The following is a 19,447-nucleotide window of genomic DNA, read 5'->3' as shown; positions in this document are numbered from 1 at the left end:
CCTCACGTCAACTCCCCAGTCGTACCGGAGAGATGAGATGCAGCAAGCGACACCCGACGCCGGCGGCCTGGTTGCCCGGCGAGCCGTCGGACAGAGCCTCGAAGCCCCGTTCTACGTCGACGAGGAGTTCTTCGGCCTCGACATCGAGGCCGTCTTCGCCCGGCACTGGCTGTTCGTCGCCGCCGAGGCCGAACTTCCCGAGCCCGGCGACTACGTGACGGTCACCATCGGGCCGTACTCGGTCATCGTCGTCCGCGACGACGACGAGGACGTACGGGCCTTCCACAACGTCTGCCGCCACCGCGGCGCGCGCATCCTGGGCGAGGAGCGCGGCTCGGTGGGCAACATCGTCTGTGGCTACCACCGGTGGACCTACGGCGTGGACGGCAAACTCCTGCACGCCGAGTCCCAGGCGCCCGGCTTCGACCCGTCCTGCTTCGGGCTGAGGTCCGTGCACGTGCGCACGGTGGCCGGGCTGGTCTTCATCTGCCTGGCCACCGAACCGCCCGCGGACTTCGACGAGGTCGCCGCCCGCATCGAGCCGTACCTCGCACCGCACAACCTGGCCGGGGCGAAGGTCGCCACGCAGATCGACCTGGTCGAGAACGGCAACTGGAAGCTGACCATGGAGAACAACCGGGAGTGCTACCACTGCGTGGGCCATCCCGAACTCCAGGCCTGCTACTTCCCCATCTACGGCTACCAGGAGAAGGACCTCCCGCCCGCGCTGCGCCCTGCCTACGAGCGCTTCCTGGTGGCCGACGCCGAGGCCCGCAAGACCTACGAATCACTGGGCCTGCCCTACGCCGAGATCGAGGAACTGGACACCCGCCCCACCGGATTCCGCATCCAGCGCGAACCCCTCGACCTGGCCGGAGAGTCCTACACCCCGGACGGCACGGCCGCGTGCAGGCGCCTGCTGGCGGACTTCCCCACGGCCCGCCTGGGCCGGTTGTCCCTGCACCTGCAGCCCAACTCCTGGTTCCATCTCATGGCCGACCACGCGATCACCTTCTCCGTGATCCCGCTCGGCCCGGACCGCACCCTCGTCCGCACCACCTGGCTCGTGCACCCCGACGCCGTCGAGGGGATCGACTACGACCTCGACACCCTGACGAAGGTGTGGAAGGCCACGAACGACCAGGACGCGGTGTTCGTCGCCCGCGCCCACCAGGGCATCAGCAGCCCGGCCTACCTGCCGGGCCCGTACGGCCCGACGGAGAAGCAGGTCGAGGCGTTCGTCAACTGGTACGTGACCCGGCTCAAGGCGCACCTGTCACACCTGGAGCGGCAGCGATGAGCGAGACCGAAGAACTGCTGGTATGCCGTCAGGTCCACCCGCTCACGCACGACGTCACCACGTTCGTGTTCGAGTACGCCGAACCCCGGCTGTTCCGGCACGACCCGGGCCAGTTCCTGACGCTGACCCTCGACATCGACGGCCGGCCGGTGCAGCGCTGCTACACCATCTCCTCACCGCCGACCCGCCCCTTCCTGCTCTCGATCACCGTGAAGCGCGTTCCGGGCGGACTCGTGTCGAACTGGCTGCACGACCACCTGCGGCCGGGCGACACCGTGCGGGCGCACGGCCCGCTCGGCGATTTCTCCACGGCCCGGCATCCGGCACCCAAGTACCTCTTTCTGTCCGGGGGCGTCGGAGTGACGCCGTCGATGTCGATGACCAGGACGCTGTACGACCTGGCCGACCCCGCCGACGTGGTGTTCGTGCACAGTGCCCGCACTCCCGCGGACATCGTCTTCCGCCACGAACTCGACCTCATCGCCGCCACAGCGCCGAACATCCGGGTGGTCCACATCTGCGAGGAGGACCGCCCGTACGCCCCCTGGGGCGGATACCGCGGCCGGCTGACCATCGAGACGCTCCGGCAGGTCGCGCCGGACTTCGTCGACCGGGAGGTCTTCACCTGCGGACCCGCCCCCTACATGGCCGCCGTACGGCACATGCTGTCGGACGCGGACCTCGACATGGACCACTACCACGAGGAGAGCTTCACCTTCGAGACACTGACCGAGCAGGCCGACACCTCGCCTGCCGCCCCTACGGGCGCCGGTTTCAAGGTCGAGTTCGCCCGCAGCGGGCGCACGATCGAGTGCGACGAGGACACCTCGCTGCTCGCGGCCGCGTCCCGAGCCGGGCTCAGTCTGCCGGCCTCGTGCGCGCAGGGCATGTGCGGTACCTGCAAGACGACCTTGGTCACCGGCTCGGTGGACATGCAGCACAACGGGGGCATCCGTGCACGCGAGATCACCCAGAACAAGATCCTCCTGTGCTGCTCAAAGCCGTTGGAGGACCTCGTGATCGACGCGTGAGGACGCTTCGACGTCACCCGGCCGACGACAGGAACCCGCCTACCACCTGCGACGCACGGACGGCGGCATCGACCTTCCGCTGCTCGACGCGCAGGACATCCCGAGTGCCTCGCCCCAAGTCAGCCACGTCTGCCACGTCTGCCACGTCTGCCAGCCTCGATACGGTGTACGTCGCACCGTATGAGACTGCTGATCTTGCGCGCCAGGACCGCTGTGTTGCCGACCTGCAGGGTGGTGCGTCCGCCGTAGTAGTAGTTCTCGCCCGGACGCGAGAAGTACACCAGCAACACCCTTCCCCCGGGGACCCCGTCCGACGCTCGCTCTCCTGCCTCGCAGGCGAGGACCAGCCGGTGAGGTGGGCTCCGGTTGCGGCGCCGATTCCGGTCATCACGGTGGCGCGCAGGAGGGCGCGTCGTCGTGGGGCGGGGGTCATGCGTCGAGGCGGCGCTTGGCGAGCCAGGTGACTATCTCCGGGTCGTGGTGGTCGAAGAACAGCGAGCTGCCGGTGTCCAGGGTGGCGATCTGCGCCATCTGCTCGTCGGTGAGCTCGAAGTCGAATACGTCGAAGTTCTCCGCCATCCGTTCGGGCCGCACGGACTTGGGGATGGCGACGACGCCGCGCTGGGTGAGCCAGCGCAGCACCACCTGCGCCACCGACTTGCCGTACTCCTTGCCGATCTCGGCCAGCAGCGGGTTGGTGAACAGGTCGTTCTTGCCCTCGGCGAAGCCGCCCCAGGACTGGATCTGCACTCCGTGCTCGCGCATGAGGTCCTGGTAGTCGGCGCGTTGGAAGAACGGGTGGGTCTCGATCTGGTTGACCGCCGGGGTGATCTCGTTGTTGACGCTCAGGTCGAGCAGCCGGTCGGGGTAGAAGTTGGCGACACCGATCGCCTTGGCCAGGCCCTCGCGGTTGAGCTCTTCCATGGCGCGCCACTGACCGTAGACGTCGCCGAAGGGCTGGTGCATCAGGTACAGGTCGAGGTGGTCCAGGCCCAGCTTGTCGAGCGACGACTCGAAGGCGCGGCGGGTGTTGTCCTCGGCCGGGGCATCTTGGACCCACAGCTTGGTGGTGACGAACAGTTCCTCGCGCGGAATGCCGCTGGACTTGATGGCGCGGCCCACGGCCTCCTCGTTGCCATAGGCGGAGGCGGTGTCCAGCAGGCGGTAGCCGGCGGCCAGCGCGTCGGAGACGGCGCGCTCGGTGTCCTCGGCGGGGATCTGATAGACGCCGAAGCCGAGGAGCGGCATCTCGACACCGTTGTTCAAGGTCACGTACTGCATGGGGATGTTCCTTGCTGAGGTGGGGTGGGGTGGCGGCGGTCAGGGGGTGATGAGGCCTTTGAGGACCTGGCGGTCGGCCATGGCCCGGTAGGCGTCCGGCGTCTGGTCGAGGGGGAAGGTGCGGTCGAAGACGCGGCCGGGGGTGATGGTGCCCTCGAGGACGTCGGGCAGCAGCTGCTCGATGTAGGCGCGGGCGGGGCTGGCGCCGCCGGTCAACGTGATGTTGCGCATGAACTCGGCCGGGCCGATCGGTCCCTGTTCGTACTGCGGGACGCCCAGGCGGCTGATGGTGCCGCCGTCCCGGACTGCCCCCAGGGCGGTGTCCAGGGCCGGCCGGGTGCCGACGGCCTCGATCACCTTGTCCACGCCGCCGGTCAGCTCGCGGATGCGGGCGATGCCCTCCTCGCCGCGCTCGGCGACGACGTCGGTGGCGCCGAACTCGCGGCCCAGGTCGGTGCGCGTCTCGTGGCGGCCGGCGAGCACGATCCGCTCGGCACCAAACCGCTTGGCGGCGATCACCGCGCACAGGCCGACCGCGCCGTCCCCGACCACAAGCACCGCGTCCCCGCGGCCGACGCCGGCAGTGACCGCGCCGTGGTGCCCGGTGGTCATCACATCCGACAACGCCAGCAGGGACGGCAACAACGCGGAGTCGGCGGCCACCGGCAGCTTCACCAGGGTGCCGTCCGCGTACGGGACGCGGACGGCCTCGCCCTGACCGCCGTCGACGCCGTCGAAGCCGTACCGGCCGCCGTTGCGGCACGAGATGTGCACACCCTTGGCGCAGTAGTCGCAGGTGTTGTCGCTGTAGGTCAACGGGGCGACGACCAGGTCGCCGGTCTTCAGGCCGGTCACGTCCGCGCCGGTCTCCTCGATGACGCCGAGGAACTCGTGCCCCATGGGGCGGCCGGTGTCGGTGGCGGGCATCGACTGATAGGGCCACAGATCGCTGCCGCACACGCACGCGGCCACCGTGCGCACCACGGCATCGGTCGACTTGACGATCTTCGGGTCGGGCCGGTCCTCGACGCGGACGTCTCCGGCCCCGTACATCACTGCTGCACGCATAAGAGGGACTACTCCAAACGGGGGTCGTGCTGAGCGGCGCGGATGATCAGCGTTCGAGCATCTGCGCCTGGGCCTCGGTGTGGGTGTCACCCGAGGCGGGCGGCAGGCTGCTGAGCCTGCCCAGCTGGTCCCCGGTCAGCGTGATGGCGTCGGCGGCAGTGTTCTCCTCGACGCGGCCGACCCGCTTGGTGCCGGGGATCGGGGCGATGTCGTCGCCCTGGGCCAGCAGCCAGGCCAGGGCCACCTGCGCGGGCGTGGCGCCGACCTGGGCGGCCAGGGTCTGCACCTCGTCGGCGATTGCAAGGTTGCGCTGGAAGTTCTCGCCGGTGAAGCGCGGGTTGTCGCGTCGGAAGTCGCCTTCGTCGAACTGGTCGGTGGAGCGGACGGTGCCCGTCAGAAAACCGCGGCCCAGCGGGGAGAAGGGCACCAGGCCGATGTTCAGCTCCCGCAGCACGGGCAGGACGCGCTCCTCGATCCCCCGCGTCCACAGGGAGTACTCCGACTGCACCGCGGTGACCGGCTGGACGGCGTGCGCGCGGCGGATCGTGTCCGGGCCGGCCTCCGAGAGGCCGAAGGCGCGCACCTTGCCCGCGCTGATCAGCTCGGCCACCGCTCCGGCGGTCTCCTCGATCGGCGTGTTCGGATCCACCCGGTGCTGGTAGTACAAGTCGATGTGATCGGTGCCCAGCCGCTTCAGGGAGCCCTCGACGGCGGTACGGATGTTGGCCGGGCCGGAATCCAGGTTCCACGCGCCGTCACCGGCGTGGGAGACCAGGCCGAACTTCGTGGCCAGCACCACCTTCTCCCGACGCCCCTTCAACGCCCGGCCCAGCAGCTCCTCGTTGGTGTAGGGCCCGTAGATCTCGGCGGTGTCGATGAGCGTGACACCCAGCTCCAGCGCCCGGTGCACGGTCCTGATCGACTCCGCCTCATCGGTGCCGGAGCCGGTGTAGCCGTGGGACATGCCCATCGCGCCGAGACCGATCCGGGAAACCTCCAGGTCACGCAGCTTGATGTAGCGCATCTCGCCCTCTCCGGTTCGTGGCGTCGCCCGACACCCTCGCTCCGCCCGGCCCGGCAGGTCGTGCCTACGGTGGCTGGGGCGGGCCGGGGTACCGGCGTCTCTTACTCATTCACCCTCGCCCGGATCGCGCGGCTGTGGCAGGGCGGGCTCTTCAGGGGTAACGACAGGGCCCCCCTCTCGCCTGCGCGGCAGGTACTGAGCGGGTGAGACTGGAGACATGGCATCCGAGAGCGCGCACAGCGAGGGCGCCGAGCTGGGCCGCTACCTGCGCGCCCGCCGCACCCAGACCAGCCCCGAACACGTCGGCCTCACCGTCGGCGCCGGCATCCGCCGCACCCCCGGGCTGCGCCGCGAGGAACTGGCCACCCTCGCCGGCATCAGCATCGACTACTACGTACGCCTGGAACGCGGCAAGGAAACCCGCCCCAGCCCCGCCGTCCTCGACGCGCTCGCCCGCGCCCTGCACATGGACGACCAAGAACACCAGCACCTGCGCGAGCTCGCAGCCCGAGCTGCCCGCTACACCCCCGAACCCCCGCCCGCTCCCAGCCGAACCGTGCGCCCCCACCTCAAGCTGCTGCTGGAATCGCTCCGCCCGAACCCGGCGTACGTCATCAGCCGCAGCATGGACATGCTCGCCTGGAACCCCGGCGGCCTCGCCCTCTACGCGGGCCTGGACGACTGGCCGGTCAAACACCGCAACCTCGCCCGCTACCTCTTCCTGCACCCCTCAGCCCAGGGCCTCTTCCCCGACTGGGACCGGCAGATCACCGCCTGCGTCGCCCGCCTGCGCGCCATAGCAGGAACCGCCCCCGACGCCCCCGATCTCACCAACCTCGTCGGCGAACTCCTCCTGAAAAGCCCCGACTTCGCCGGACTCTGGGAGCGCTACGAGGTGACCGGACGCAAGCCCGCACACAAGACGTTCCACCACCCCCAGGTCGGCACGCTCACCCTCACATCCCAGTCCCTGCACGTAGAAGGCACTCCCGGCCAGCGCATCGGCGTCTACACCGCCGAACCCGGCAGCCCCGACCACGACGCTCTGCTCCTGCTCGACATGACCGCACCACGACCGGCGAAAGGATCCGCACCCACCCCCAAAGCCACCCGTCAGCAGCCGTCTTGAAGGTGCCCGCCTCGGCCTGGACGGTGGCCGTCGAACCCGGCGGCCAAATCCGCGACAGCGCCTGGGTGGCCGAACTCGACGGAGACTGCCTCAAGGCCGGCCCAAGGGGATGCGGCTGGTCGTCCGCAACGCCCGCATCCCGGCGCCCAGTTGCGCTTCACCGACGCCGACGGCATGCGCTTGACCTGCTTCGCCACCGATACCAAGAACACCCCGATCGCAGTGCTGGAACTGCGTCACCGCCAGCGTGCCCGCGCTGAATCGAGCGATGGCGCCGTCCTGCAGGGACTGCGTCTTCAGCTCGGGCAGGCACATCCAGCGGCGCTCTTGGCCTCTGCGACAGTGACGGACGGGTCGGCCGCCTGCTCGGCCGACGTGCAGCAGTCGTTGACGCCGCAGCACGAGCTGTCCGTCGCTGCCCCCGCGGCGGTGTCCGGGACGGTTGCGGTGGCGGGCTTGCCGGCGCGGACGATGGCGGAGTGCATGCCGTCGGCGACCGCGTGGGTCGGGGTGATCTCGATGTCCGTGAAGCCGGCCGCTTCCAGACCCGCGCGGTATTCGGCGAAGGACAGGGCACCGGCGATGCAGCCGACGTAGTCGCCGCGCTCGGCCCGCTGTCCGGTGGTGAGGGTGTCCTCGGCAACGACGTCGGAGACACCCATGCGGCCGCCGGGCTTGAGCACGCGGAAGGTCTCGGCGAAGACAGCTGCCTTGTCGATAGACAGGTTGATCACGCAGTTGGAGATGACGACGTCGATGGTGCTCGCGGGCAGCGGGATTGCCTCGATGGTGCCCTTGAGGAACTCGACGTTCGTCGCACCCGCCTTCGCGGCGTTGGCCAGGGCGAGGGCGAGCATCTCGTCGGTCATGTCCAGCCCGTACGCCCTGCCGTTGGGGCCGACGCGTCGAGCGGAGAGCAGGACGTCGATGCCGCCGCCGGAGCCGAGGTCGAGGACGCGCTCGCCCTCGCGGAGTTCGGCGACGGCGGTGGGGTTGCCGCAGCCGAGGGAGGCGGCGACCGCCTCGGCGGGCAGGGTGTCGCGCTCGTCGGCTGCGTACAGGGTCGAGCCGAAGGTCTCGTCGACCTCGACCGGCTGTGGTCCGCAACAGGCGGTGGCGCCCTCGGTTACCTTCACGGCCGCCGCGGCGTACCGCTGGCGGACGGTTTCGCGCAGGTCGGTGGACTGCTCGCTCATGACTCACTCCCGGATGGCGGGGCGCGGCACGGCCCCGGAACGGCTTGTATTGACGTTCATTGATTCAACCTTGCGCCCTGGATCGAAAAACGTCAACATAGAGGCATGTCGAAACAAGAGCTTGAGGTGATCGGCCAGGACGCCGCCTGCTGCCCGGGCCTGTCCGCCGCGCCACTGAACGAGGACCAGGCGGCCGACCTGGCCAAGGTCTTCAAGGCACTGGGCGACCCGGTCCGGCTGCGCCTGATGTCGATGATCGCCTCACGGGGCACGGGCGGCGAGGTCTGCGTATGCGAACTGACCCCGGCCTTCGACCTGTCCCAGCCGACGATCTCCCACCACCTCAAGCTGCTGCGACAGGCCGGACTCATCGACTGCGAGCGGCGTGGCACCTGGGTGTACTACTGGGTGCTGCCCGGCGCACTGGACCGGCTCGCTGCGTTCCTGACCACTGCCCAGCCCGCCGGAGCCGGCGCGTGAACGCTGCGCTCGGCCGTCGCGTCGCCGCGGAGGCGATCGGGACCGGGCTGCTGGTGGCGGTGGTGGTCGGCTCCGGCATCCAGGCCACCGACCTGTCGCACGACGTCGGCGTACAACTGCTCGCCAACTCCCTCGCTACCGTCTTCGGCCTGAGCGTGCTGATCACTGTGTTCGGGCCGGTCTCCGGCGCGCACTTCAACCCGGCCGTCACCCTCGCCGCCTGGTTCACCGAACGCCACAATCCAGACGGGATCACCCCGCGGGACGTCGCTGCGTATGTGCCCGCCCAGATCGCGGGGGCGATCGGCGGCGCGGTCCTGGCCGACGCCATGTTCGGCGAGCCACTGGCGAAGTTCTCCACCCAGGACCGCTCGGCCGGCCACCTGTGGCTGGGCGAGGCTGTCGCCACGTCCGGGTTGATCCTGCTGGTCTTCGGCCTGGGCCGGATCGGCCGCGCCGCGCTCGCCCCGGCCGCGGTGGCCTCCTACATCGGGGCCGCCTACTGGTTCACCTCCTCCACGTCGTTCGCGAACCCGGCGGTGACCATCGGCCGGGCCTTCACCGACACCTTCGCCGGGATCGCGCCGGCTTCCGTCGCCCCGTTTATCGCCGCCCAACTGATCGGCGCTGTGCTCGGGCTCGGCATCGTGGCCGCCGTCTACGGCCGGTACCCCACTCCGGCTCCACGCGAGATCAGCATCCCGGGCAGCGAACCCGAACCTGTCTCCTCCTGACCACACCACGAGAAGGTCACCCGCCATGAGCACTTCCCCCTCGCGCCCGTCGGTGCTGTTCGTCTGTGTCCACAACGCAGGCCGCTCCCAGATGGCCGCCGCCTTCCTCACCCACCTCGCGGGCGACCGCGTCGAGGTCCGCTCTGCCGGCTCGGCCCCCGCCGACACCGTCAACCCGGCCGTGGTCAAAGCGATGAGCGAGGCCGGCATCGACATCTCCGCCGAAACCCCGAAGATCCTCACCGTGGAAGCCGTCCAGGCATCCGACGTCGTGATCACCATGGGGTGCGGCGACACCTGCCCCGTCTTCCCCGGCAAGCGGTACCTCGACTGGCAGCTTGACGACCCGGCCGGGCAGGGCGTCGAGGCCATCCGCCCCATCCGCGACGCGATCGAAACGCGCGTGCGGGAACTGATCTCGGGAGTGGTTCCTGGCTGACGACCAGATCATTCGCGCTGGTTGAGGGCCCTGGTCAACTGCCGGTTGGCTTCCCGGGCAGCCTCCAGTTCGGCGTCGCGTTCCTCCAGGGACGTTCTCAGATCGACATTCTGCTGTTCCAGGCGATTGACCACCTGGGCTTCGCGGTGTCGTCTGCACCGGCACCCCCACTGCAGTGTGGGTCTCGCAACCGGCCAGTGGATGAAGCCAGGAGATCTCCTGAAATCCGAGATCACCGGCCTGGGCCGGCTGACGGTCGGGATCGTCGAGCACCACGACTGAGCACCCAGCGATCCCCGTTCTGTCGGGGGTACTCGAAGTTGGTCGACGAGGTGTTACGGCCACGCGCACGGCGCTTTCTGGCGCAGGGTCACGAACCGCACACCGCAACCGGACACCGCCCGGCGGGTCTCGAACCGCGCCGAGGCCCTGAACAGCGCGTGCGGTGTGTGCAGCGGAGGCAGGCGGTGATTGAGGGTGCCGCCTGCCTCCGGGAGCGTCGCGTTCTGGGCCAGGCAAGGAGCTCCGTCGCCCTCGGGTTGACTGCCATGCACAAGCCCGTCCGGCTTCTCGGCCGGGGGCCAAACACCGCCGCCGAGGTCGGCCGTGACCGGCCACTCCGCCTGACCACAGGACGTCGAGTCAGCCCTGGAGACTCCGAGTCGGACGCTCAGGTCATCGCTCGATCGCCTTCCGCGCCAGCAGGGTCAGCAGTGCGTCGTCGGCGTAGGCGCCGTTCCACACGGCGGTGAAGCGCTCGATCCTGCCCCACGGGTCGAGTTCGATACCGGTGATGCCTCGGGGAACCGGGCCGCCCGACGCAGTCCATTCGTACCCTCCTCCGACATCGTTGCCGAGCACGTGTCGTACGCCGGTGCCGGCACCGACGTACGGGAGCGCCGAGCCGGCCTTCGTCAGGTACGCGTGGATGCTCGCCTTGCTGGTGATCTGGATATGCGCCGGCACGTCCTCGAAGACGGCGTCGGACGAGAACAGATCCATCGCGGCCGCGATGTCATTCGTTCGCAGCGCCTCCGCGAGGGCGGCGGCGACTCGGCGCATGAGCGGTGAGGCGGTTTCCCCGACCGTGGACTCCCGGAAGTCGGTCGGCCACTGGTTCGGCGGTTCCTGCTCCTTCTGCCAATCGGACACACCGAACTGCCTGGAGTCCCAGTAGTCGACCCAGCGCTCGATCCTGCCGTGGCGGTCGAAGTTCACCGCGCCGAAGTTGCGGACCTGGCCAGGGCCGAACATGCCGGGGGTGTCGGTGAAGACGAGGATCGCGCTGGTCGTGTCCCCGAGCAGCCGGGTGGGGTAGGACTTGCTGTCCGCCGGCCATGTCGGGTACCACCCGGCCAGCGCCTTGTGCATGTCCTCCCAGGCGTACCAGTGCCAGCCGAGGATCGCGTCGATGTAGGTGAACTGCTCGCGGGAGAAGTAGGACATCTGCCAGTCGAGGTTCTTGTCGCTCTTCGCCTGGTAGTAGCCGCGGATGTGCGTCACCAGGGCGTTGGTGGCGTGAGAGGCGTCGGGTATGACGTCGACTCCCGCGACGTACTGGGCGCCGCCGCGTGCCCGGGTGTCGGCCCATGCACTGGTGGGCAGCAGTGACGCCGCGGCGGCAGCCGTCCCTCCGACTGCCGCGGCTCGCAGCAGCTGACGTCGTGTCGAACTTCCCGTGGGTTCCGTGCCTTGATTCATGCCAAGCCTCGATTCGTCCACTTTCGCGTGATTGGGTACGGCGGTCGCACTGTCGCTGCGGAACGACGTCCGGTCCTGGGCGAGTTACCCGCCAGCCATGCGACTATGACCTAATAACTATAGCCTCATAATCATTATGAGTCCATAACCATGTCGGGTCCTGACGGAGTGACAGCCCGCGGGCGGACAAGGACGATGAGGGCCAGGGCTGCCAGGGCGGCGGATACGAGCATGACCAGGGACATCGGCAGCGAACTGGTCTCGCCGAAGAGACCCACCACAGGCGAGGCGACCGCGCCGAAGAGGAACTGCATTCCCCCGAGCAAGGCGGACGCCGCTCCGGGCGCGGCGCGGCCCAGGTTCTGGCCGAGGGTCATGGTGGCCGGCAGGAGCATGCCGATCCCCCACAGGACCACGAACTGGCAGATCCAGCTCGCGGCGAAGCTCTCTCCCAGGGTCATGGTGAGCAGCACTTGTGCGAGGGTTCCCGCGAGGCACACGGCAACCGCCGCGGTCAGCAGTGCGTTCATGCTCACCCGGTGACTCAGTCTGCTGAAGAGGGCTCCGGCCAGCAGCATGCCGATCGCGTTCACGGCGAAGATGAGCGAGTACACGACCGGGGAGGCGCCGTGGATACGCTCGAAGACGAAGCTGGAGCCGCTGATGTAGGCGAACAGTGCGGCCGAGGCCAGGCCGAGCACCAGGGCGCAGCCCATGAAGGGCCGGTTGCGCGTCAGGCGGCCCATCGCGCCGAACGTCCCCACGAGGCCGCCCTTGTGGCGGCGCTCCGGTGGAAGGGACTCGGGCACCTTCACCAGCACCGCGACGAGCAGGAGTACCCCGGCCAGGCAGAGTGCGCCGAAGACGGCCCGCCAGGTGGACACGGACAGGATCGCCCCGCCGATGACGGGGGCGATGACGGGGGCCACGCTCATGATCTGGGAGAGCAGGGCGAAGTGCCGGGGCACCTCCGGGCCGTGGAAGAGATCGGTGATCACGGCCCGCGCGAGCACCATGCCGGCGGCGCCGACGAATCCCAGTATGAAACGGGCGGCGATGAGCGCGCCGATGCCGGGGGCGAACGCGCAGGCCAGGGCTACGAGGGCGAATCCGGCGCAGCCGGCGATCAACAGTCCCCGCCGGCCGAGGCTGTCACTGACGGGCCCGATGACGATCTGGCCGACGACCACGCCGGCCAGGAAGGCCGTGAGCGTCAGCTGGATGGCGGGGCTGCTGGTGTGCAACGTGCGGCTCATCGCCGGGAAGCCGGGTATGTACATGTCGATGGCGAGCGGGCCGACTGCCGTCAGGCAGGCGAGAACCGCGAGGAGACCCCGCGCACGCCCGGCCGGCTGAGGCGGGACAAGAGTAAGGCTTGCGGTTGAGGCGGCCGCGGACGGGGAGTTCGTGGCGCCGCGACTGAGGATCTTCCTGTTGGTCATGCGTGGCCACATCGCTTCCGCTCGCCGCGCCGGCACCGGGCCGCCGGTACGAGCCTGTGCTCACGGGCGTAGCCCGCCAGCAGCGAGCGCAACTGCGTGCGCCCTCGGTGCAGCCGGGACAGCACCGTGCCGACGGGGGTCCGCATGAAGTCGGCGATCTCCCGAACGGTGAAGCCCTCGACGTCGAAGAGGTACACGACGATGCGGAAGCCCTCGGGGATGGCCTGCAATGCCGCCTTGACGTCCGCTTCGGGCAGGTGGTCGAGCACTTCGGACTCGGCCGTACGCAGGCCTGTGGACGTGTGCGACTCGGCACGGGCCAGCCGCCAGTCGTCCATCTCCGCCGTGCCGTCGTATTGCGGCCGACGCCGCTGGCTGCTGCGGGAGTTGAGGAAGGTGGTGGTGAGGATGCGATACAGCCATGCCTTGAGGTTCGTGCCCTCGCGGAACTGGTGGAATGACATGTAGGCCCTGGCGTACGTCTCCTGGACGAGGTCCTCGGCGTCGGCCGGATGGCAGGTCATGCGCAGGGCGGCCGAGTAGAGCCGGTCGACAAACATCAGGGCCGGTTCGAAGCGGGACTGGAGCTCCGCCTCGGCCTGTGTCGCGTCCGGCCGCCCGCAATGGGGGTCGGCGAGCACATCGCGGAGTTGTGCTGTGGTCATGGTGCCTTCCTGGGAGGTGCGGAATTTACGGTCCCGGGTGGTCGAGCGGCAGCTGCGTCACCTGCCCGGACGACTCAAGCCACGCCGGTACGGCGTGCAGGGCGATGACGACGGTGGTGTCGGGCAGGTTGGTGAGGATGCCGAGTACGTGTCGGGCGGTTCGGTCGTCCAGGCCCGTGGTCGGTTCGTCGACGATCAGTACGTGCGGGTTCAGGGCCAGGGCCCGGCCCAGATAGACCCGGCGGAGCTCCCCGCCGGAGAGCTGCCTCCCGCCGGGGCCGACGGGTGTTGTGGCGGTCAATCCGCTGTCGTTCAGCCAGAGTTGGGCAAGGCGTGCGTCGACGTCGTTGTCTGTCAGGGCGGGGTTGGCGAGGCGCCAGTTGGATCCGAGTGTGCCGGTGAAGAGGTGGTCGTCGGCGGCGACGGCCACGACGGCGGGCCGACCGCCACGGCCTTCGGTCGCTTGCCGCAGCGACGAGGCGAGGGTTCGGAGCAGGGTGCTCTTGCCGCTGCCGGAGCGGCCGGTGACGACGAGCATCGCGCCGCGGGCGACGGTGGCACCGAGAACGCGCCCCGGCCGGAGGGCCATTGGCGGAAGGAGGTAGTCGGCGAAGCCGATGTCCTGCTCGGTGCGCCATGACCGTATCTGCGCAATGGTGGGGTCGTTCGCGGTGAGCGGCACGCTCGTGAGCCTGCGGTGTGCGGCCTTCGCGGTGGCTCGGGCTTGGGCGGCGTTCGCCAGTTGCTCGGCCTGGGCCAGGACACCGAGAGACAGCAGGGCGACGAACACGAACGTGGGGGCACCCGGTGCGCTGCCGGTGACCGCCGTGGCGATCAGTGTGGCCGCGCCGATCAGGCCGGTGGCCAGAGTGGTCCGGTGCCTGCGCCGACCGGCCGCTTCCCGCGCGGAGTCGAGTCGGGTGAACCTCGCTGTCGTGCGCGCCGCGAGCTGCTCCGCGGCGCCGAGCGAGGCCAGTTCCGTCCATGCGTCGACGGCGGTAACGAGTTCGCCGCGCAGTGCCTTGCGGGTGTGCTGCTCGGTTTCGCGGGTGGTACCGGGCGTACGGTGGGCGATCACCGCCATGAGGACGACGCCTGCCGCGAGTACGGCGGCCGGTGCGAGGGACGTGGACGCCCCGACGGCGATGACAGCACCGGTGGTCAGCGCCGCGGTGACGGCGAAGCGGGTTGTGGACTCGATCAGTGCCATCCCGGCGCTGTCGGCGTCGGCCATGCTGCGGTCGAGCAGTTCACCCGACCACAGGCCGTCCTCCTGTGCCCGGCCGGTGGCCGCGGCACGGTCGAAGAGACCGGCCCGAGCGGTGGCGACCCGGCGCAGGGCGGCGGCGTGCAACACCAGCCGCTTGCTGTAGTTGCCGGCGACGCGGGCCAGGGCGAAGGCACGCACACCGCCGCTGGGGGCGACGTAGGAGAAGGAGCTGAACGTGGCCGCCCCGGCGACGGCGCAGGCGCTGATGAACCAGCCCGACAGGCCGAGCAGCCCGGCGGAGGACAGTTCGGCGACGACGGCGAGTGTCAGCCCGCCGGCCGCGAGGGAACGCGCCCGCCGGCCATGGACGTTCGGGCTACGGCTGCTGCCACTCATCGCGCGTTCACCAGCCTCGCGTCGTGCAGGAGGCCGTCGTCGATCGCGAACACGGCGTCGGCCGCGGCGGCCAGGGGGAAGGAGTGGGTGGCGACGATGACGGTGCAGCCGTCAGTGGCCCGCCGCAGGGCCTCGACGACCTCGCGTTCGCTGTCCGCGTCGAGGTGGGCGGTCGGCTCGTCGAGCAGCCACAGCCGGGCTCCGCGCAGAAAGGCGCGGGCGATGGCGATCCGGCGGGCCTCACCGGTCGACACACCCCAACCGCCCTCACCGAGACGGGTGTTGAGTCCCTCGGGGAGGCCCTCGATCACGACGCTCAGGCCGGCGGCCACGACCGCCTGCTGGATCTGCCGCTCGGCGGCGTCCGGACGGCCGAGACGGATGTTGTCCCGGACGGTCGCGTCCAGCAGCACGGTCTGCTGCCCGACCCAGGCGCATCCGCCGAGAGCCGGTGCCTGCCCTACGGACGAGGTCTGCCACCGGACCTGTCCGGCCGACGGCTGACGCAGGCCGGCGATCAGCGACAGCAGCGTGCTCTTGCCGGAACCGGAGGCACCAGTGATCGCGGTCCAGGTGCCCGGTGCGAACTCGGCGTCGGCGCTGAGGGTGTCCTGGTCGGCGCCGCCATAGCGGAAGCGGACTGCCGTCAGCGACACACCGACCGGCTCGGTCGGCTGCGGACGGGGCGCCCGGATCACCTCGGCGGGGGTGTCCTGCACGATGGCCTGGATGGCGCCGGCCGCGACCGTCGCGCGTTCCCGCACATGGAAGACCGAGGCCCTGGCCCGCATCGGGGCGAAGTACATCGGACAGACGAGCAGCGCCAACAGGCCGGTGAAGAGCGTGAGGTGCGGGGCATGCGGCACCTGCACATAGCCGAGCAGCGAGAGGCCGATGTAGGTGGCGTTCACCGCTATGGAGAACGTGATGACGACGTCCATGATCATCCCGGACAGGAAGGCCCGGCGCAGCACGCTCATCGTCGCCTTGTTCAGCCGCTCGGCGGCCGTGGTCAGGGTTCGTCCGCGGCGCCCGACCGCACCGAGCTCGCGCAGGGTCCGTATGCCGCGGAAGCTGTCGAGGACGACGGCGTTCAGGTACCGGGTCGCGGCTGCCTGCCGGTCCGCGCCGTGCTGGGCGAACAGTCCTGCCAGGCGCATGTTGAGGGGAAGCAGCGCGGTGGTCAGGACGAGCACGATCGCGGCCGGCCAGTGCACCGCGGCCGTGACCGCCAGTACGGCGATCATCGACAGCGGTGCCGAGTAGCTCAGGGGCACGGTCTGCGCGTGGAAGTCGGCGACGTCGTCAGCCAGATCTACCATCGCCCACGCGGCCTCGGCCGGGCCGGTCTGGCTGATCCGCCCGGCAGTCGGCAGCAGAGCGCCCGTCAACTGCTGCCGCAGGCCGGTCGCGACGGCACGTGCGCCCCGCTCGGCGAGCGTGCCCGCAGAGCAGCCGGCGCCCACCGCCAGCACGCTCGCGACGGCGAAGGCCGCCAGGCCCCATGTCTCGTGCGCGCCTGCCCGGTCGTCCATCACTGCCTGGGCCGTCCAGGCCAGGGCGCCCCAACGGGTGATCGTGAACAGCGTTTCCAGTGTCTGGAGGGTGCCCGACAGGAGGAACCAGTGTCGTCCGGGCGCGGCGGATGCGGTGAGCCAGGTGTCGTCGTGCTGCCGCTGTCCGGGGGCGCTCGGCTCACCCGTCCCGTCCCTCTCGTACATCTCATTCGTCGTCATGAGGGCGCCGCTCGTCGACGATCCACGTGATCCCACCGGTCAGAGCGATGGCGATCATGCCCAGGGTGGTGAGCAGCTGCGAGTGGATCTGCGCATAGCCGCCGAACATCCCCTGACACACGAAGTAGGCGAGCAGACCCAGCACGGTCCACGCGACCGCGGCAAGCAGACGAAGTACGACACGGACCGGCGTGAGAAGTGAGCTTCGGGCGGTCATGAGTGCGCTCCTTCGGTGTCGAACCTCCCGGCGAAGGCCCGGTGGGCGAACACGTTGTACGCCAGCACCAGCGGCATGTTCAGACCGATGCCGACGAGGATGAAGACCATCGTGGAGTGCGGGCCGGCCGCGCTGTCGACGGTGAGACCCGGCGGCAGAAGCACCGGATAACGGGCCACGCCCAGGGCAAGGAACACGGACACCGTGGCGATCACGAGCCCGCCCAGCGGCAGGAGGTCCGCCGCCCCGGACTGCCGCTTCCACGGGAACGTGACGAGCGAGGTGCCCGCTCCCCCGGCGGCGAACAGCAGCAGGACGGCGAACGCGAAGGCACGCCCGGGGCTGTCGAGGTTCAGCGGTGCGGCGGTGGAGTCGACGGCGAACACGAGGACGACCAGCAGCACTCCCCCGACCGCCGTGGCGACGGCACCCCGTCGTGCCGCCGACTCCCGCAGCAGCCCGGTCGACTTGTGCTTGGTGTAGGCGTACCCGAGAGCGGTGTACCCGGCCGTGACGGTGAGCCCCGACAGCACGCAGAACCAGCTGAAGGCCCCGAAGGCCGAACCGGTGTACACCTCACCCCGCAGATGTACTGCCGAGGTCAGGGTCCCCAGGGCGAAGCCCTGCGCGAACGCGGCCAGCAGCGACGCCACACCGAATGCGGTGGTCCAGCGGGGAGCCGGCGGCGCCTGGGACGCCATCTCGACGCTCACGCCGCGCACGACGAGGGAGAACAGCACCACGATCACCGGCAGATAGGCGTGCGGCAGGAGCGTGCCGAAGGCCAGGGGGAAGCCCGCCCAGAGTGCGACGCCGAGGAGGATGAGCCAGGTCTCGTTGCCGTCCCAGCCCACCGCGACGGACTCCAGCATGTGCCGTCGGTGGGCGGGGTCGCGTTCGAAGAGGGTGCCGATGCCGATGCCGAGGTCGTAGCCGTCGAGCACGACGTACATCAGGAGGCAGAGGAGTACGGTCGCCGACCAGAGGGTGGTGGTCATCGCGCCGCCACCTCCTTCGGGGCGAGCGATGCGGACAGCCCCGCAAGCGGAAGGGGACCGGCCTGTGGTGGAGGTTCGTGTCGGGGATCGTCGCGTTCCGGGCCGATGCGCATGGTGCGGACGATGTAGGCGACGTAGGCCACCAGCATGATCAGGTAGAGCACGGAGAAGCCGATCACCGAGAACAGGACCTCGCCGGGGGCCAGGTGGGACACCGCGGCCGAGGTGCGGAGTTGGCCGAAGACGATCCACGGCTGCCGTCCCGCTTCGGCGGTGACCCAGCCTCCGAGGATGGCCAGGATCCCCGCCGGTGTCGTCCAGAGGACGAACCGGTGGAAGCGGCGCGCGGTCCACAGGCGGTTGCGCATGCGCAGGACCGTGGCAGCGAACACCGTGCCGAACATCAGCACGGCCGCCAGGAACATGACGCGGAAGCCCCAGAAGGTCGCGGCCATGTCCGGCCGGTCGGCGGCCGGGGTGAGCTTCAGGCCGGGCATGGCCGTCTTGCAGGTGAGGTCCTTGGCGATGTAGCTGCCGAGGCAGGGAATGTCGAGCTCGGCGATGTTCCGCGCGGCTTGCTGATCCGGGATGGAGAACAGGACGAAGCCAGTGTTCCCGTTGTCCCAGTTGCCTTCGATCGCCTCCAACTTGGACAGCTGGTAGGGCAGTTCATGCCCGGCCACGTTGTCCCCGAGATAGAGCTGAACGGGCATCAGCAGCGCGGCGATCCCGAGCGCGATCGACATCGAGCGGCGGGCGAAGCCCTTCGCGCGCCCCTTGACCAGGTACCAGGCCGAGATCCCGGCGACGAAGAAGCTCGCCGAGATCAGCACGGCGGCCAGCATGTGCGGCCAGCGCCAGATGAACGACGGGTTGAAGATGACACGCATCCAGTCCGTGGGCTCGAACTGGCCGTGGACGACCTTGAATCCGGCGGGCGTCTGCATCCACGAGTTCGCCGCGATGATCCACGTGGACGACAGGACCGTGCCCAGCGACACCATCACGGTGGACACGAACATCGTGCCCTTGCGGACGCGACCGTCTCCGTAGAGCAGGACGCCGATGAAGCCGGCCTCGACGAAGAAGGCCGTCACGACCTCCATGCCGATGATCGGCCCGATGATCGGGCCCGTCTTCGCCCCGTACACACCCCAGTTGAGACCCATCTGGAAGGTGATGACGGCACCCGCGACCACGCCGATCGCGAAGCCGACGGCGAAGATGCGCCGCCAGAACCGGAACATCTGCAGGTAGACCGCCCTGCCGGTACGCCAGTACAGGCCGTAGACGACCGACAGGAAGATCGACAGGCCGACGGTGATCGCCGGGAAGGTCATGTGGAACATCACGGTGATGGCGAACTGCCATCGCGACAAGTCGAGAAGACTCATCACTGC

At 69.5% G+C, this 19,447-nt stretch carries 18 protein-coding genes and 1 pseudogene; 7 read left to right on the top strand and 12 right to left on the bottom strand.

Features of this window, described 5'->3' with window-relative positions; translation table 11 throughout:
* Window positions 1-37 precede the first annotated feature (37 nt).
* A complete protein-coding gene (locus OG303_RS47910; RefSeq protein WP_405876339.1) occupies window positions 38-1,300 on the top strand; it encodes an SRPBCC family protein in 1,263 nt (420 codons plus the stop codon).
* Window positions 1,297-2,331 carry a 2Fe-2S iron-sulfur cluster-binding protein gene (locus tag OG303_RS47905; RefSeq protein ID WP_405876338.1) on the top strand — a complete coding sequence of 345 codons (1,035 nt, stop codon included), beginning with the start codon at window positions 1,297-1,299 and terminating at the stop codon, window positions 2,329-2,331. Before OG303_RS47910 ends, OG303_RS47905 begins: the two co-directional genes overlap by 4 nt.
* Before the next feature lie 429 nt (window positions 2,332-2,760).
* On the opposite strand, the gene OG303_RS47900 is transcribed toward OG303_RS47905, so the two are convergent.
* The 3 genes from OG303_RS47900 to OG303_RS47890 are packed head-to-tail and all read right to left on the bottom strand — an operon-like array spanning window position 2,761 to window position 5,704.
* On the bottom strand, window positions 2,761-3,612 hold the full coding sequence (locus tag OG303_RS47900; protein ID WP_405876337.1) for an aldo/keto reductase: 852 nt from the start codon (window positions 3,610-3,612) through the stop codon (window positions 2,761-2,763).
* Between the two features lie 39 nt (window positions 3,613-3,651).
* Window positions 3,652-4,680 (bottom strand): zinc-binding dehydrogenase, encoded by a 1,029-nt coding sequence (locus OG303_RS47895; RefSeq protein WP_405876336.1) that lies wholly within the window; start codon window positions 4,678-4,680, stop codon window positions 3,652-3,654.
* Between the two features lie 46 nt (window positions 4,681-4,726).
* The gene (locus OG303_RS47890) at window positions 4,727-5,704 is read right to left on the bottom strand and encodes an aldo/keto reductase (RefSeq protein WP_405876335.1); all 978 of its coding nucleotides are present in this window, start codon (window positions 5,702-5,704) and stop codon (window positions 4,727-4,729) included.
* Between the two features lie 217 nt (window positions 5,705-5,921).
* Between OG303_RS47890 and OG303_RS47885 the strand changes: the two genes are divergently transcribed.
* Window positions 5,922-6,833: a helix-turn-helix transcriptional regulator gene (locus tag OG303_RS47885; protein ID WP_405876334.1), complete on the top strand. Its 912-nt coding sequence runs from the start codon at window positions 5,922-5,924 to the stop codon at window positions 6,831-6,833.
* Window positions 6,827-7,094: pseudogene (locus OG303_RS47880) on the top strand (IS1380 family transposase); the annotation flags it as partial. The gene OG303_RS47885 and the pseudogene OG303_RS47880, both read left to right, overlap by 7 nt.
* 35 nt (window positions 7,095-7,129) lie before the next feature.
* On the opposite strand, the gene arsM reads toward OG303_RS47880, so the two are convergent.
* Window positions 7,130-8,029 carry an arsenite methyltransferase gene (arsM, locus tag OG303_RS47875; protein ID WP_405876333.1) on the bottom strand — a complete coding sequence of 300 codons (900 nt, stop codon included), beginning with the start codon at window positions 8,027-8,029 and terminating at the stop codon, window positions 7,130-7,132.
* A 105-nt stretch (window positions 8,030-8,134) separates the two neighbouring features.
* Between arsM and OG303_RS47870 the strand changes: the two genes are divergently transcribed.
* Genes OG303_RS47870 through OG303_RS47860 form a run of 3 tightly spaced genes read left to right on the top strand, consistent with a single transcriptional unit; the run spans window position 8,135 to window position 9,682 of the window.
* Window positions 8,135-8,509 (top strand): ArsR/SmtB family transcription factor, encoded by a 375-nt coding sequence (locus OG303_RS47870; protein ID WP_405876332.1) that lies wholly within the window; start codon window positions 8,135-8,137, stop codon window positions 8,507-8,509.
* Entirely contained in the window at window positions 8,506-9,243 is a 738-nt protein-coding gene (locus tag OG303_RS47865; RefSeq protein WP_405876331.1) for an aquaporin, read from the top strand. The genes OG303_RS47870 and OG303_RS47865 overlap by 4 nt, the downstream gene beginning before the upstream one ends.
* 25 nt (window positions 9,244-9,268) lie before the next feature.
* Complete coding sequence (locus tag OG303_RS47860) at window positions 9,269-9,682, top strand: arsenate reductase ArsC (protein WP_405876330.1); 414 nt, start codon at window positions 9,269-9,271, stop codon at window positions 9,680-9,682.
* A gap of 675 nt (window positions 9,683-10,357) precedes the next feature.
* On the opposite strand, the gene OG303_RS47855 is transcribed toward OG303_RS47860, so the two are convergent.
* From OG303_RS47855 to OG303_RS47820, 8 genes are all read right to left on the bottom strand, one after another.
* Window positions 10,358-11,383 carry a nuclear transport factor 2 family protein gene (locus tag OG303_RS47855; protein WP_405876329.1) on the bottom strand — a complete coding sequence of 342 codons (1,026 nt, stop codon included), beginning with the start codon at window positions 11,381-11,383 and terminating at the stop codon, window positions 10,358-10,360.
* A 134-nt stretch (window positions 11,384-11,517) separates the two neighbouring features.
* The gene (locus tag OG303_RS47850; protein ID WP_405876328.1) at window positions 11,518-12,825 is read right to left on the bottom strand and encodes a multidrug effflux MFS transporter; all 1,308 of its coding nucleotides are present in this window, start codon (window positions 12,823-12,825) and stop codon (window positions 11,518-11,520) included.
* Window positions 12,822-13,490: a sigma-70 family RNA polymerase sigma factor gene (locus tag OG303_RS47845; RefSeq protein WP_405876327.1), complete on the bottom strand. Its 669-nt coding sequence runs from the start codon at window positions 13,488-13,490 to the stop codon at window positions 12,822-12,824. The genes OG303_RS47850 and OG303_RS47845 overlap by 4 nt, the downstream gene beginning before the upstream one ends.
* A 25-nt stretch (window positions 13,491-13,515) precedes the next feature.
* Window positions 13,516-15,096 carry an ATP-binding cassette domain-containing protein gene (locus tag OG303_RS47840; RefSeq protein ID WP_405876326.1) on the bottom strand — a complete coding sequence of 527 codons (1,581 nt, stop codon included), beginning with the start codon at window positions 15,094-15,096 and terminating at the stop codon, window positions 13,516-13,518.
* Window positions 15,093-16,832 carry an ABC transporter ATP-binding protein/permease gene (locus tag OG303_RS47835; RefSeq protein WP_405876325.1) on the bottom strand — a complete coding sequence of 580 codons (1,740 nt, stop codon included), beginning with the start codon at window positions 16,830-16,832 and terminating at the stop codon, window positions 15,093-15,095. Before OG303_RS47835 ends, OG303_RS47840 begins: the two co-directional genes overlap by 4 nt.
* A complete protein-coding gene (locus tag OG303_RS47830; RefSeq protein WP_405876324.1) occupies window positions 16,819-17,049 on the bottom strand; it encodes a hypothetical protein in 231 nt (76 codons plus the stop codon). The genes OG303_RS47835 and OG303_RS47830 overlap by 14 nt, the downstream gene beginning before the upstream one ends.
* Window positions 17,046-18,047 (bottom strand): cytochrome d ubiquinol oxidase subunit II, encoded by a 1,002-nt coding sequence (locus OG303_RS47825; RefSeq protein WP_405876323.1) that lies wholly within the window; start codon window positions 18,045-18,047, stop codon window positions 17,046-17,048. The genes OG303_RS47830 and OG303_RS47825 overlap by 4 nt, the downstream gene beginning before the upstream one ends.
* Window positions 18,044-19,441: a cytochrome ubiquinol oxidase subunit I gene (locus OG303_RS47820; RefSeq protein ID WP_405876322.1), complete on the bottom strand. Its 1,398-nt coding sequence runs from the start codon at window positions 19,439-19,441 to the stop codon at window positions 18,044-18,046. Before OG303_RS47820 ends, OG303_RS47825 begins: the two co-directional genes overlap by 4 nt.
* Window positions 19,442-19,447: the final 6 nt, after the last annotated feature.

It is taken from the genome of Streptomyces sp. NBC_00005 (assembly GCF_045160215.1).
Classification (GTDB): Bacteria; Actinomycetota; Actinomycetes; order Streptomycetales; family Streptomycetaceae; genus Streptomyces.
Note: the sequence above shows the minus strand (reverse complement) of the source record. Positions and strands in the feature narration are given on the sequence as shown.

What these genes read in the sequence shown, in the direction of transcription:
- OG303_RS47910 (WP_405876339.1), top strand. Translation starts at nt 38, where the DNA reads ATGCAGCAAGCGACACCCGACGCCGGCGGCCTGGTTGCCCGGCGAGCC.
- OG303_RS47905 (WP_405876338.1), top strand. Translation starts at nt 1,297, where the DNA reads ATGAGCGAGACCGAAGAACTGCTGGTATGCCGTCAGGTCCACCCGCTC.
- OG303_RS47900 (WP_405876337.1), bottom strand. Translation starts at nt 3,612, where the DNA reads ATGCAGTACGTGACCTTGAACAACGGTGTCGAGATGCCGCTCCTCGGC.
- OG303_RS47895 (WP_405876336.1), bottom strand. Translation starts at nt 4,680, where the DNA reads ATGCGTGCAGCAGTGATGTACGGGGCCGGAGACGTCCGCGTCGAGGAC.
- OG303_RS47890 (WP_405876335.1), bottom strand. Translation starts at nt 5,704, where the DNA reads ATGCGCTACATCAAGCTGCGTGACCTGGAGGTTTCCCGGATCGGTCTC.
- OG303_RS47885 (WP_405876334.1), top strand. Translation starts at nt 5,922, where the DNA reads ATGGCATCCGAGAGCGCGCACAGCGAGGGCGCCGAGCTGGGCCGCTAC.
- arsM (WP_405876333.1), bottom strand. Translation starts at nt 8,029, where the DNA reads ATGAGCGAGCAGTCCACCGACCTGCGCGAAACCGTCCGCCAGCGGTAC.
- OG303_RS47870 (WP_405876332.1), top strand. Translation starts at nt 8,135, where the DNA reads ATGTCGAAACAAGAGCTTGAGGTGATCGGCCAGGACGCCGCCTGCTGC.
- OG303_RS47860 (WP_405876330.1), top strand. Translation starts at nt 9,269, where the DNA reads ATGAGCACTTCCCCCTCGCGCCCGTCGGTGCTGTTCGTCTGTGTCCAC.
- OG303_RS47855 (WP_405876329.1), bottom strand. Translation starts at nt 11,383, where the DNA reads ATGAATCAAGGCACGGAACCCACGGGAAGTTCGACACGACGTCAGCTG.
- OG303_RS47850 (WP_405876328.1), bottom strand. Translation starts at nt 12,825, where the DNA reads ATGACCAACAGGAAGATCCTCAGTCGCGGCGCCACGAACTCCCCGTCC.
- OG303_RS47845 (WP_405876327.1), bottom strand. Translation starts at nt 13,490, where the DNA reads ATGACCACAGCACAACTCCGCGATGTGCTCGCCGACCCCCATTGCGGG.
- OG303_RS47840 (WP_405876326.1), bottom strand. Translation starts at nt 15,096, where the DNA reads ATGAGTGGCAGCAGCCGTAGCCCGAACGTCCATGGCCGGCGGGCGCGT.
- OG303_RS47835 (WP_405876325.1), bottom strand. Translation starts at nt 16,832, where the DNA reads ATGACGACGAATGAGATGTACGAGAGGGACGGGACGGGTGAGCCGAGC.
- OG303_RS47830 (WP_405876324.1), bottom strand. Translation starts at nt 17,049, where the DNA reads ATGACCGCCCGAAGCTCACTTCTCACGCCGGTCCGTGTCGTACTTCGT.
- OG303_RS47825 (WP_405876323.1), bottom strand. Translation starts at nt 18,047, where the DNA reads ATGACCACCACCCTCTGGTCGGCGACCGTACTCCTCTGCCTCCTGATG.
- OG303_RS47820 (WP_405876322.1), bottom strand. Translation starts at nt 19,441, where the DNA reads ATGAGTCTTCTCGACTTGTCGCGATGGCAGTTCGCCATCACCGTGATG.